15 protein-coding genes are annotated in these 12,175 nt (G+C 70.5%); 3 read left to right on the top strand and 12 right to left on the bottom strand.

Annotation, left to right across the window (positions count from 1 at the left end; translation table 11 throughout):
• The first annotated feature begins 197 nt into the window (after nucleotides 1–197).
• Complete coding sequence (locus tag VK611_03830; protein HMG40427.1) at nucleotides 198–890, top strand: SRPBCC family protein; 693 nt, start codon at nucleotides 198–200, stop codon at nucleotides 888–890.
• A gap of 23 nt (nucleotides 891–913) precedes the next feature.
• Here VK611_03830 and VK611_03825 read toward each other — a convergent pair whose 3' ends face one another.
• The gene (locus tag VK611_03825; GenBank protein ID HMG40426.1) at nucleotides 914–1,237 is read right to left on the bottom strand and encodes a neocarzinostatin apoprotein domain-containing protein; all 324 of its coding nucleotides are present in this window, start codon (nucleotides 1,235–1,237) and stop codon (nucleotides 914–916) included.
• Nucleotides 1,238–1,364: 127 nt separating this feature from the next.
• Nucleotides 1,365–2,075: a DUF6065 family protein gene (locus VK611_03820; GenBank protein HMG40425.1), complete on the bottom strand. Its 711-nt coding sequence runs from the start codon at nucleotides 2,073–2,075 to the stop codon at nucleotides 1,365–1,367.
• A 3-nt stretch (nucleotides 2,076–2,078) separates the two neighbouring features.
• On the opposite strand from VK611_03820, the gene VK611_03815 reads away from it, so the two are divergent.
• Nucleotides 2,079–2,579, top strand: a complete 501-nt coding sequence (locus VK611_03815; GenBank protein ID HMG40424.1) for a hypothetical protein — start codon at nucleotides 2,079–2,081, stop codon at nucleotides 2,577–2,579.
• Between the two features lie 23 nt (nucleotides 2,580–2,602).
• On the opposite strand, the gene VK611_03810 is transcribed toward VK611_03815, so the two are convergent.
• The 10 genes from VK611_03810 to VK611_03765 form a co-directional block, all read right to left on the bottom strand.
• The gene (locus VK611_03810; protein HMG40423.1) at nucleotides 2,603–3,271 is read right to left on the bottom strand and encodes a response regulator transcription factor; all 669 of its coding nucleotides are present in this window, start codon (nucleotides 3,269–3,271) and stop codon (nucleotides 2,603–2,605) included.
• Complete coding sequence (locus VK611_03805) at nucleotides 3,268–4,686, bottom strand: HAMP domain-containing sensor histidine kinase (GenBank protein ID HMG40422.1); 1,419 nt, start codon at nucleotides 4,684–4,686, stop codon at nucleotides 3,268–3,270. The genes VK611_03810 and VK611_03805 overlap by 4 nt, the downstream gene beginning before the upstream one ends.
• The gene (locus VK611_03800; protein ID HMG40421.1) at nucleotides 4,679–4,987 is read right to left on the bottom strand and encodes a hypothetical protein; all 309 of its coding nucleotides are present in this window, start codon (nucleotides 4,985–4,987) and stop codon (nucleotides 4,679–4,681) included. Before VK611_03800 ends, VK611_03805 begins: the two co-directional genes overlap by 8 nt.
• Nucleotides 4,988–5,139: 152 nt before the next feature.
• Complete coding sequence (locus VK611_03795) at nucleotides 5,140–5,541, bottom strand: hypothetical protein (protein ID HMG40420.1); 402 nt, start codon at nucleotides 5,539–5,541, stop codon at nucleotides 5,140–5,142.
• Between the two features lie 41 nt (nucleotides 5,542–5,582).
• Nucleotides 5,583–7,067 carry an AMP-binding protein gene (locus VK611_03790; GenBank protein ID HMG40419.1) on the bottom strand — a complete coding sequence of 495 codons (1,485 nt, stop codon included), beginning with the start codon at nucleotides 7,065–7,067 and terminating at the stop codon, nucleotides 5,583–5,585.
• Nucleotides 7,068–7,112: 45 nt separating this feature from the next.
• Nucleotides 7,113–8,180, bottom strand: a complete 1,068-nt coding sequence (locus VK611_03785; GenBank protein ID HMG40418.1) for a lipocalin family protein — start codon at nucleotides 8,178–8,180, stop codon at nucleotides 7,113–7,115.
• A 16-nt stretch (nucleotides 8,181–8,196) separates the two neighbouring features.
• Nucleotides 8,197–8,967 (bottom strand): ABC transporter permease, encoded by a 771-nt coding sequence (locus tag VK611_03780; GenBank protein ID HMG40417.1) that lies wholly within the window; start codon nucleotides 8,965–8,967, stop codon nucleotides 8,197–8,199.
• Nucleotides 8,964–9,767 (bottom strand): ABC transporter ATP-binding protein, encoded by an 804-nt coding sequence (locus tag VK611_03775; protein HMG40416.1) that lies wholly within the window; start codon nucleotides 9,765–9,767, stop codon nucleotides 8,964–8,966. Before VK611_03775 ends, VK611_03780 begins: the two co-directional genes overlap by 4 nt.
• A complete protein-coding gene (locus VK611_03770; protein ID HMG40415.1) occupies nucleotides 9,760–10,551 on the bottom strand; it encodes an ABC transporter permease in 792 nt (263 codons plus the stop codon). Before VK611_03770 ends, VK611_03775 begins: the two co-directional genes overlap by 8 nt.
• Nucleotides 10,548–11,762: an ABC transporter substrate-binding protein gene (locus tag VK611_03765; GenBank protein ID HMG40414.1), complete on the bottom strand. Its 1,215-nt coding sequence runs from the start codon at nucleotides 11,760–11,762 to the stop codon at nucleotides 10,548–10,550. Before VK611_03765 ends, VK611_03770 begins: the two co-directional genes overlap by 4 nt.
• Nucleotides 11,763–11,975: 213 nt before the next feature.
• On the opposite strand from VK611_03765, the gene VK611_03760 reads away from it, so the two are divergent.
• Nucleotides 11,976–12,175: hypothetical protein (locus VK611_03760; GenBank protein HMG40413.1), on the top strand; the 200-nt coding region annotated here is incomplete at its 3' end.

Below are 12,175 nucleotides of genomic sequence, written 5' to 3'. Positions count from 1 at the left end.
CTGCCATACGCTCCGGATGCGCACCCCGTTCTGCCTCCCGATTCGGACCTTCAGACAGCCCGGAACGTAGGAAGCAAACGGGGTGCGCCCGCGGATAGCCGCTCAACTGACCCACGGATCAGTCAGTTGAGCCAGATTTCTACGAGCGAGATGTCCGTTACTCTCGGGGCCGACCTCGCCCCACACGAGGAGCTGACATGGAGCTGACCAACACATTCCGGGTCGCCGTCCCGGTCGACGAGGCGTGGACGCTCCTCACCGACCTCGAGCGCATCGCCCCCTGCATGCCCGGCGCCCAGCTGACCGAGATCGAGGGCGACGAGTACCGCGGCGTGGTCAAGGTGAAGGTCGGGCCGATCACGGCGCAGTACAAGGGCGCGGCGCACTTCGTCGACCGCGACGACGCCGCGCACCGGGCCGTGCTCCGCGCCGAGGGCCGCGAGACCCGGGGCCAGGGTCAGGCTGCGGCCACCATCACGGCACAGCTGGTCCCCGACGGCGACGGCACCGAGGTCTCCGTGCTCACCGACCTGGTCGTCACCGGCAAGGTGGCGCAGTTCGGCCGGGGCGTGCTGGCCGACGTGTCGTCGAAGCTGCTGGGCCAGTTCGCCACCAGCCTCGAGGCCGAGATGCTCTCGCCGGAGGGCCCGGACGCCACGGCCGACGGCACCAACGACTCCGCGCCGACGTCGGCATCAGCCGGGGCCACACCGTCGGCGCCTGCGGCGATGCCCGGCGACGGCGTGCGCCACGTCGACTCGCCGCCCGCCGAGCCCGTCGACCTCCTCGGCACCGCCGGCGCCCCGGTCGCCAAGCGGTTGGCGTTGGTGCTCGGCGGCCTGACGGGGATCCTGCTGCTCCGCCGCCTGTTCCGCCGCCGGCGCCGCTAGCGCCGACGGCGGTGGCGGGTCGGTTACGGCGCGAAGGTGATCGGCGCGGTGGCCAAGCCCTGGAAGCCGTGGATGTAGACGCCGGCGACGATGCAGTTGCCCGGCACCGAGCAGTCGGTCGTCTCGTCGATGTTGTGGCGGATCACCTTGTAGACGGTCAGCGGCTTCACGTAGCCGCCGTTCGCGTCGGCGCTGTGGCTGGTCGCGGTGCGACCGTCGCAGTCGTCGATCGAATCGGCCCCGGCGACGCACTGAACCATGCCGACGGACGAGTTCGGTGCGTAGCCGCTACCGGTGACGGTGACGACCTGGCCGTCGACCAGGCCTGTGTTCGGCGTGACGGACACGGCCGGCCCCGTGGCGCACGCGGTCAACCCGACCGCGACAACCAGACCCGCCGCCCCCAGAAAAAGGCGGTTTCTCATGGTGTTTCCCCCAGTGTTTGCTCCGTCGCCCAGTCTAGGGGACGACGCCTCAGCGTGCGGCGCGGGCTACACGCCGGTACCAGCCGTCGACGGCGTTGGTGCTGCGCTGGATCTTGCGCCGCAGCCGGGCCTCGTCGTCGGTCTCGGCGCGGACCGTCCCCTCGATGGCGGCGTCCTGGCGGCGGAACGGGACCACCTGCACCAGCGGCGTGCCCTGCTTCAGGGTGTACATGCCGTCGTCCGCGGTCACGACGAACGGGAGGTTGACCGGCGAGCGGTAGGTGTCCGTGTCGACCACGCCGCCGAACACGTGGACGACCTCGTCGGGCCGGTTGACCGGCGGAACGAAAAGGCAGCTCCAGCCCGGCGGGGTCCGGATGGTCCAGTAGTTGTGGAACTTCATCGGCGGCCGGGGCTCGTACGGGTTGCCGACCACCTGGAAGGGGGCGTGGTTGCTGACCATCTCGCGGTCGAACTCCCAGCCCGAGGTGACGGACTTGCCCCCGTCCGCGACCTCCAGCCGGACCGTCGCCGCGAGCGGGACGATCCAGCCGGTGGCCATGGCGTCGAGGAAGGGCATGCAGCGCTTGGCGGTGAGGCCGTTGTTGGTGGCGCCGACCCGGTCGGCATCGGTGCCGGGCAGACGGCGGAACCACGCCGGGAGCGCACTGCGGGCGGGAACGGGCGGCGCGATGACGCCCTCGTCCTCGGGGCTGCAGGTGAACTCGATCACCGGCACCGACCGGCGACGCCCCCGCATCACGTGCTCGAGTTCGACGAGGAGTTCGAGCTCGAGTTCGAGCTGCCGTTCGACGACGAGTTGCTCGACGAGTTGGAGCTGCCGTTCGAGCTGCTGTTGGACGACGAGTTCGAGCTGGAGTTCGACGACTGGTTGCTGCTCGAGTTGCTCGACTGGTTGCTCGACGTGTTCGAGGACTGGTTGGACGACTGGTTGCTCGACGAGTTGCCGGACTGGTTCGAGCTCGGGGGTGGGGGCGGTGGCGGAGACGGCGGAGCGGGAGCCACCGTCGTCGGCGGCGGAGGGGGCGGCGGGGCGGTGGTCGGCGCGGCCGTGGTGGCCGGGCTGTTGTCGCTCACGCCGACGGGCTCGGTCGGGCGGGGCTGGTCGTCGCCGTCGCAGCCGCCGACGGCGACCGACATGGCCACACCGGCCGCAAGCAGGCCGGCGGGGACGAGCTTCCAGTTCAAACGGTTCGGAGCAGGCATGCCCCGACTCTCGGGCCCGCGGGTGAGACCGGCGTGAGCCCCCCATGAGATGTCTCTCATCTAAGGAGTGCTCGACACCACCCGGTAGCCCATCCCCCGCATGGTCTCGATCACCCCGGAGCCCAGCTTGCGACGCAGGTAGCGCACGTACACGTCGACGATGTTCGACTCGGGGTCGAAGTCGTAGCCCCACACGTGGGAGAGCAGCTGCTGGCGGGAGAGCACCTGGTCGGGATGGCGCAGGAACGTCTCGGCCAGGGCGAACTCCCGGGCCGTCAGCTCCACGCTGCGGTCGCCGACCGTCGCCCGCCGGGTGCGCAGGTCGAGGGTGACCGCACCGCAGCGCAGCAGCGTCGTCTCCTGCTGGCCGTCGGTGCGGAGGCGCACCCGGATGCGGGCCATCAGCTCCTCGAAGCGGAACGGCTTGGTGACGTAGTCGTCGGCGCCGCCGGCGAACCCGGCGACGGTGACGTCGACCTCGTCGCGGGCCGTCAGGATCACCACCGGGAGGCGTTCGCCGCGCTCGCGCACCTCCCGCAGCACGTCGAGCCCGTGGAGGCGGGGCAGGCCCAGGTCGAGGATGACCAGGTCGAAGTCCTGGTCGCGGGCGAGCGCTGCGGCGGCCTGGCCGTCGGCGACGATCGTGGTGCTGAAGCCGTTGGCCCGCAGGCCCTTCTCGAGGAAGCTGGCGATGCGCGGTTCGTCCTCGGCGATGAGGATGCGGGTCATGGCCCTGCTCCGGGTGGGTCGGTGGGGATCGTGAGCGTGAAGCGGGCGCCGTGGCCGGGCCGGCTCTCCAGCTCGATGCTCCCGGCGTGCGCCTCGGCGACGGCCCGCACGATGGAGAGGCCCAGGCCGGCGCCCTCCGAGCGGCGCCGGCGGTCGCCGCCGCGGGCGAACCGCTCGAAGATCACCGAGCGGTCGACGACGGGGACGCCCGGGCCGGTGTCGGCCACCCAGAACCGCACCTCGCCGTTCGACGCCGCCGACCCGAGGGTGATGGCGGCATCCGGGCCGGCGTGCTCGACCGCGTTGCGGGCCAGGTTCAGCACCGCCTGCGTGAGGCGCTGCCGGTCGGCCACCACGGTGATCGCCGCGGTCTGCTCCAGGGCCCAGTGGCGCTCGCCGAACGTCTTCGCCTTGGCGAACAGCTCGGTGGTGAACGGCTCGACCGCCACCGCCTCGGTGCGCAACAGCCCGGGCTGCTGCAGCTTGGCGAGGAGGAGCAGGTCGTCGACGATGCGGCTCATCCGGTCGAGCTCGTCGGTCACCAGCGCCACGGTCTCGCGGCGCTCCTCGGGGTCGTCGCCCAGCAGCTCGAGGTGGCCCCGGACGATCGTGATCGGCGTGCGCAGCTCGTGCCCGGCGTCGTCGACGAAGGCCTGCTGGGTGGCGAACGACTCCTCCAGCCGGTCGAGCATGGCGTTGAACGTGGAGGCCAGCTCGGCGATCTCGTCGTCGCCCTCCACGTCGATGCGCCGGGCGAGATCGGTGTCGCTGATGGCCCGGGCGGTGAGGGTCACCTCGCGGATGGGGCGGAGGATGCGCCCGGCCACCACCCAGCCGATGACCACGGCGACGGCCAGGATCGTGGCCGCGACGGCCGAGCTGGTGGCGATGACCCCGGTGATCTCCTCCCGCTCCCCGCGCAGGAAGTTCGCCACCACGAACACGCCGAGCGTCTCGCCTTCTGCGTCCTGCAGGGGCAGGGCCAGCCAGCGCACCTCGCCGGCGTCGCTGTCCAGCTCCCCCTGGGCGGAGTCGGTGAGGGCCGCCCAGCGGTCGCCGGCATGGGATGCCTCTCCGAGCCGGACCGGGGCCGTGGACGCCCGGAAGAACTGGCCGTCGACGAACGTGTAGTAGGCCTCGCCGTCGCCGGGCACGTTGCGGTTGAGGAAGGTCTCGAACATGGCCTGCACGTCGGCGCCGAAGGGTGCGCCGGTCGCCGGGTCGCGGCCTGTGGCGAGGCTGCGCATCTCGACGACCTCCTGCTCCAGGTGGTCGTTGACCTGGGCGTCGAGCTGCTGGAGGAGCAACCGCCGGGAGAGGAGGAGGCTGCCGACGACCGCCAGCGCCGTCAGCCCGATCATCCCCCCGAGGATGCGCAGCCGGACCGACGGGCGGAAGCCGACCCGCTCAGCCATCGTCGTCGTCGTCGCCGTCGTCGTCGCTGCCACCGTCGTCATCGTCGTCGTCACCGGGGGGCGGCTGGGTCGGTCCGACCGTCGGTGGCGGCACGATCGCCGGCGCAGTCGTCGTCGTGGTGGTGGCCCCGGGGGTGCCGGAGTTACCGGTCGTGGTGGTGGTGCCGGTGGTCCCGGTGCCCTCCACGACGATCGGTGCCGGGGGCTCCGGCCCGTCGTCGCCTTGGAGCAGCAGCGTCGCCACGAGGGCGCCGACCGCCGCGGCGACGGCCAACGTCACTGCCTGTGCCCGGGAGACCACCCCAGCACTCTGCCGGGTCCACACTGCGATCGGATGAGCCAGAGATGAGAACCCTCTCATCTTGGCGTGTCCTCACCCGTGTTGGGTGGCGGCGACCCTGACCGTCGAGTCCCCGGCGGCGGCGGGGACTCGACGGTGTTCGACCTCAGGGGTCAGGTGTACTTCCAGGGGGAGCAGCCGACGTTCGTCTCACATATCCGGGCCACCGTGACCTGCTGCGGATAGTGGTTGCGGGTGCTTCCCGAGTTGTTGCAGCCGTTGCTGTCGTACAGGCTGTAGCGAACCGTGCCACCGATGGTCGACACGTCGTACTGGACGAACACGGTGTTGCCGTCGCACTCGTTGTCCAACACCGCGACCTCGTTGTGGCGCACCACGGCCCCGGAATCGGCCCCGTGGTAGAGACCGATGGTGTGGGCGCTCGCCGACGTGGCGAAGGCCATCGACAGGACCATGCCGATCCCGGCCATGGTCACCATGCGTTTGATCATGAGGACGTCTCCAAGCTCATCAGGACAGGCCCCCGGCGGGTGGCCCATCTCGTCGATGCGCATGGTGACCCTCCGCTGCTAGCCGCCTGCTAGCGAGCCGCTAGTCAGCGCGGGAGCCGCTCGGCACGCAGGGCGGTGCGGCGGACCTTGCCGGCGTCGTTGCGGAGGGGTTCGTGGACGAGCTCCACGGAACGGGGAACCTTGTAGCGGACGAGTCGCTCGCCGAGGAAGGCGAGCAGCTCCGGGATGTCGAGGTCGTCGCCATCGCCCTCGGGCTCGACGATGGCGTGCACGGCGTTGCCGAAGTCGTCGTCGGGCAGGCCGACGACCGCGCACGAGCGGACACCGGGGTGCTCCTGCAGGGCGGACTCGACCTCGGCGGGGTAGACGTTGACGCCGCCCGACAGGATCATGTCGGTGAGGCGATCCCCCAGGTAGAGGTAGCCGTCGGCGTCGACCCACCCGACGTCGCCCAGCGACTCCCAGCCGCCGTCCCGGGCGCGGGCCTCTGCGCCGAGGTAGTGGTAGGTGGGCGTGGCCCGTCCGACGGATCGGAGCCACACCTCGCCCTCCTCTCCGGCGGGCAGCTCGTGGCCGTCGGCGTCGGTGACCTGCACCGTGCCCTCGGCGGGCCGGCCCACCGACCCCCGGTGCTCCAGCCACTCGTTCCCGGTGATGACCGTGCCGGCCTGCCCTTCGGCGCCGGCGTAGAGCTCCCAGATGCGCTCCGGCCCCAGCCAGTCGATCCAGGCTTCCTTGAGCCACGGCGGGCACGGTTCGGCGAGGTGCCACGCGACCTGCAGCGACGAGAGGTCGTAGCCCAGGCGCACGTCGGTGGGCAGCCGCCAGATCCGCTTCATCATCGTGGGCACGAGGTAGACGACGTCGGCGCGGTGCTCCTCGATGGCCGCGAGCGTCGCCTCGGCGTCGAAGCGCGGCAGGACCACCACGTGGGCTCCGGAGAGCAGCGCGTCGCACGCCCATACGAGCGGACCGTTGTGGTAGAGCGGGCCAGGCATCACCAGGCAACCGTCGGGGCGGAAGCCGACGAGGGACGGCGCATCCGGGTCGAGCGTGGCCGGGTCCCCGGAGACGATGACCTTCGGGCGGCCGGTGGAGCCACCCGAGGTGGGGGCCTTCCAGGCCGGCGAGACGGCGTCGGGCAGGGCGGTGTCGCCGACGGACGGGTCGGGCGCGTAGCCCACCGGGAGGCAGGCCCGCCCGCCGAACGTCCCCGGCTCCGCGCCCAGGACCACCCGGGAGTCGGCCAGGTCGACGATCGCCTCCAGCTCCCGCGCCGGCAGCTGGGCGGAGACCGGCTGGGGGACCGCGCCGAGCTTCCACGTCGCCGCCACCGCCACGAACCAGGCGACCGAGTTCGGCAGCCCGATGGTCACCATGTCGCCCGGGCCTACGCCCCGGGCTCGGAGGTCGTGGGCGAGACGGTTGGACGCGGCATCGAGCCGACGGCGCGACACCTGCTCGTCCCCGCACGTGACCGCGACGCGGTCGGGGCTCGCCGCCGCGAGGGCAGCCAGCTGGGCGGGGTAGGAGATGCGGTCGGCCATGGGCTCCTCGTCGTCGGTCATGGGTGTCGTGCCCGGCTCCCCGAAGGAAGCCGGGCACGCAGCCGATCAGCCTCCGAACACGCCCGGTGGGGTGAGCTCGACGTAGGCCTGCCCGCTCACCGGCCGGCCGTTGACGTTGCCGGTGACCGTGCTGGCGCCTTCCCAATAGGTGCCGGCCGGGGAGACGTCCACCCGTAGCTCCTGGTCCTTGAGCTTGGGCTGGATCGTCAGGTGGCCTCCGGGCACGGTCAGCCGCCATCCGCTGCTGTAGGTGACGCCGCTGGCCGGGCTCGTCCAGGTGCCGAGCACGGTCTCGGTCAACGAGCTCGGGTCGAGTGCCTGCGTGGACCCGTTGGATCGCACCAGGGTGCCCACCTTCTCGACGATCTGACCGTCACCGTCCTTGATCAGGTAGATCATGTACTGGGTGCCGTTGGTGAGCTGCACGCTGAACCAGTCCCAGCCGGCGGGGTTCGGCAGGAAGTCGCCCCACTGGTGGTCGAACCACGAGGTGCCGGTGACCAGGACGGGCACACCGTGGTCCATCACGACTCCCGAGGCCTTCAGGTTGGGGCGCGAGTAGTAGAAGGACTCGCCGAGCGGACCGTAGGGGATGACGCCGCCGTCGCCGTGCAGGGCGGCGGGCAGCGACGTGTTGAGGTTGAGGTTCAGGCTGTAGCTGGCGTCGGTGAAGGCGCCGGTCACCCGGTTCGTCCCGTTGCGGCCCTTCATGTTCCAGTCGTCGACGCTGATGTCGATCCCCCCGTCGGGCAGGACCGGGTCGGGCTGCACCGTGATCTTCTCCTCGAACATGAACGTGCCTCGGGTGAGGTCCGTGACCGCCATGTGGCCGGCGTACACACCGAGGTCCGGGAAGGCGACGTCCTGGTGGAACATCGTGAACTCGAACCCGTACGAGTGCGGGCGACCGTGGATGTCGATGCCCTTGAGGTGCCCCGTGAAGTACCACCACTCGGTGTTCGCTCCGTGCGGGCCCTCGTCCTGGGGGAAGGAGATCTGCGGGGTCTGCGCCGCAGCGACGGCGACACCCCCGCCCGGCGCGGCTGCGGACGTGAGCACGACGCTGCCGAAGACGAACGCCAGCAGTCCCCTTCTTCTTCGTGACCTGATCATGGTTCCCCCTTGTGAGCTACCGACGGTCGTCGCGCGGCCGCCAGTAGATGAGCTTTCGGTCGAGCACCTCGAACGTGAGGTAGACGAGCCCGCTGAACACCCCGGCGATCAGGACCGTCGCGTAGAGGTCGGGGATCCGCAGGAAGTTGCCGGCGTTGGCGATGAGGAAGCCGAGCCCGTAGCGCGCTCCGAGGAGCTCGGCGGCGAGCGCGGCCGCGACGGCGAAGTACACGGCGGTCTTGAGCCCCGTGAAGATGAGGGGCAGGGCGGACGGCACCTGGTGGTAGCGGAAGCGCTGGCGTGGCGTCGCTCCCAGCGACCTCAGCAGGCGGGTGCCGTCGGGATCGGCGATGGAGAGCCCGGTCAGGGTGTTCAGGTAGACGGGGAAGAACACGACGAGGACGACCATGACCGTCGTCGCCCGGTAGCCGACGCCGAACCAGACGTACAGCAGCGGGAGGAGGACGACCTTGGGAAGCGCCTGGAGCGCCACCACGTAGGGGGTGATGAGGCGCCGCACCGAGCGAGAGCGCTCACAGACGAGAGCGAGGAGGATCGCCGAGATCGATCCCAGCGCGAAGCCCGTCAGCACCTCGGTCGCGGTCACCCGCAGGTGCTCGGCGAAGGTGTCCCGCTGCACGACCTCCGTGATGCTCTCGCCCACGGAGCCCGGGGTGGGGAGGACGACCTCGTGCACGGTCCCGGACGCCGTGAGCTGGTGCCACAGGAGGTAGGTGCCGGCGAACAGCGCGGCGGTGATGACCAGTGGGGCACGCCGACGGATCACAGCGCCCCCAGGATCTTCCTGACCTCGAAGACCATGTCCTGGAACTCCGGGGCCCGCATCATCGCGATCGTCCGGGGTCGGGGAAGGTCGACGCTGATGATCTCGACGAGGCGGCCGGGCCGGGGGCTCATCACGAACACCCGGTCCGCCAGGAAGATGGCCTCCTGGATGTTGTGGGTGACCAGCATCGCGGTCTTCCGGGTTGACGCCCAGATGTCCAGGAGCATGAGGTTCATGTCCTCACGGGTGAACTCGTCGAGCGCGCCGAACGGTTCGTCCAGCAGCAGGAGCTCGGGGTCCTGCAGCAGGAGGCGGGCCAGGGCGACACGCTGCTGCATGCCGCCGGACAGCTCGTTCGGGTAGTTGTCGGCGAAGGAGCTCAGCCCGACCAGCTCGAGCAGGTCGAGTGCCCGCGCCTTGTGCAACGCCCGCTTCTGCCGGCGGATGTCGATCGGCAGGAGGGTGTTGTCGAGAGCCGTCCGCCAGGGGAAGAGGACCGGCGCCTGGAACATCATCCCGATCTCCGGACGGGGCCGGTCGATCTCCGAGCCCTCGAAGGCCAGGGTGCCGCCGGAGCGGTCGAGGAGGCCGCCGACGAGGTTGAGCAGCGTCGACTTGCCGCAGCCGCTCGGTCCGACCAACGTGACGAGCTCGCCCCGCCGGACCTCGAAATCGACGGCCGAGAGGGCCACGAGCTCGCTGCCGGATCGGTCGGTGAACGTCTTGCCGAGCTCCCGGCCCACCAGGACGACGGCGCCTTCGTCGGCCGCACCGGCCGCGGCGCTGCGGGGGTCAGCCATGCGCGCCGACCTCCGTCGGTCGATCGGACGGCTCCCAGTGGACGATCCACCGTTCGAGGCGGTCGACCGCGAGGTACATGACCATCCCGAGGCCGGCGACGGCGACCGTGACCGCGTACATCATCTCGGTGTTCATCGCGATCCGGAACGCCGTGATCAGGTAGGCCAGCCCGTCCCGTTGGATGAGGAACTCGGCCAGGATCGCCGATATGAACGCGACGGTCAGGCTGAGCTTGATCCCGGCGAAGATCACCGGTGCCCCTTCGGGGAGGACGTGCATCCGGAGGCGCTGCCGCCGCGTCGCACCGAGCGATCTCATCAGGCGGTCGCGCGGTTCCTGGGCCTCCCGCAGCGCGACCAGGGTGTTGATGAACATCGGGAAGAACGCCGCCAGGACCACGACGACGATGCGGGAGTTGTAGCTGTAGCCCATGCTGATGGTGATGAGCGGCACCAGCGCGACCTTGGGCAGGATGTTGAGCGCCACCACGAACGGGTAGACGCCGTCGCGCACGAGGGGCACCATGCCGATGGCCAGGGCCAGGCCGACGCCGCCGGCCAGGGCGATGCCCATGCCGAGGCCGATCACCCGGAGCGTGGCCCAGAGGTTCTCGTAGAAGTACCCGCGGCCCAGCAGCAGGAGGAGCGCGTTGCCCACCTCGTGGGGGCCCGTCAGGAGGCGGTCGCTGGCGACGTCGAGCGCCGCGGCGAGCTGCCAGAGCCCGAGGAGCGTCACCAGCAGCAGGAGCTGGGCGAGACGACGCCCTCGCACCTCCCCCGTCACGAGCGCTCCGCCAGTGCCTCGATCTCGGCGTAGTCGAAGTCGTTGATCTCCTCGACGAGCGAGTTGTCGATGATCGACTCGACGTCCACCTCGGCCGACAGGGTCGTGCCGTCGTCGTCGGCGCTGCCGGTCTCGATGAGGAACTTCTGGAAGTCGTCGAACGCCTCGGGGTCCTGCACCCCCAGGCTGTGGAAGTCGGCGTTGCCCTCCTCGAAGGCGAACGCGTTGCCGGCGGCATAGGCGCCTTCGAGGAACCCGGCGACGAGCTCGACGTCGAGGCCCTCCGCGGACGCCGGCGCGGCGGCGATCGCCATCTCCGCGGCGGCTCGGGGGTTGGCCCGCAGGAACACCGTCGCCTTGGCCTTGGCGCGCAACAGCCGGACCAGGGCATCTCGGTTGCCCTCGAGCAGATCGGGGGTCGTCGCATAGCCGTGGCCGGGGAAGCTCTGGATGTAGCCCGGGGTGATCACCCGGAGGTCCACGCCGGCCGCCCGGAAGATCTCGAAGTCGAAGATCGATGCCGCGACGATGTCGACGTCACCCGATTCGATGGCGTCCGCCGTCTCGGGACCGCCGGCTCCGATCGCGACGAGCTCGAGGCCGTCCTCGCCCTCGGCGAGGCCCATGCGGGCCAGCGCACCCCGGAGCACGGGCACCTCGCCGCCGGCGAAGTCGGTGATGCCGATCCGGGCCCCTCGAACGGTCTCCTCCGACCACTCCTCGATGGGGCTGCTGCCGTTGACGGCGAAGCCGAAGGCATACCCCCGGGCGCCGAGGTAGACCGACCTGAAGTCGAGCTCCTCGGCCACCGCCACCAGGAGCGCGAACGAGTCCGCCGACGCGATGGTCCCCGTGCCGCCCACCAGGGTCTGCAGGGCGCGGATCGAGTTGCCGGGGTACTCGATCGACAGCTCGATCCCCTCGTCGCGGTAGAACCCCAGCTCCTCCGCGACCGCGCCCGGACCGTTGGTGAAGGTCGGCCCCGGTGTCGAGAGGAGCTCCACGACCCGGGCCGTGGAGCCGCCCCCTGATGAAGAACCCTCGTCGTCGGGGGCGATCGGGTTCTCCGCCTCGTCATCACCGCCGCACGCCGCGAGCAGCCCACCACCGAGGACACCGACGACGCCCGCCGACGACCAGGCCAGCAACGTCCGCCGGGAGACGCGCCCTCCGGCGACAACCCCACCTCCGAGCCTTGGATCAGCTGCCATCGAGCTCCCCCCGTCCTGTGACGTCCGTCGCCTCGAAAAGAGAATCTATACATTCCAATAAGTACGCGGCAAGGCAGGCGGCAGAGAAGCGGAGGTCGACGTCCGGCGGGCAGCCGGGGCGCGTGGCCAGGCAGGAGATCGTCGTACCACTCATGCCGCGAGGTCTTCCACGAGGTACGCGAACGTGTGTTCCCATCGGTTAGACTGAGATGCGTGGATGTGGTCGACGAGCTTCACGAGAACGCGAAAGCACTCGTCGGTGTCGACACGCACACTCTCACCGACGACGAGCTCGGCGACGCGTTGGTGGGCCTGCACCGAGTCGAGGCGCTACTGGCCGCGGCCAAGGCCCGGCTGACCGACGCCTTCGACGTTCGCAGGGCCTGGTCTCATGACGGCTCCAAGAGCGCCGC

Source organism: Acidimicrobiales bacterium, from assembly GCA_035316325.1.
GTDB lineage: Bacteria > Actinomycetota > Acidimicrobiia > Acidimicrobiales > VFJN01 > DASXTK01.
Note: the sequence above shows the minus strand (reverse complement) of the source record. Positions and strands in the feature narration are given on the sequence as shown.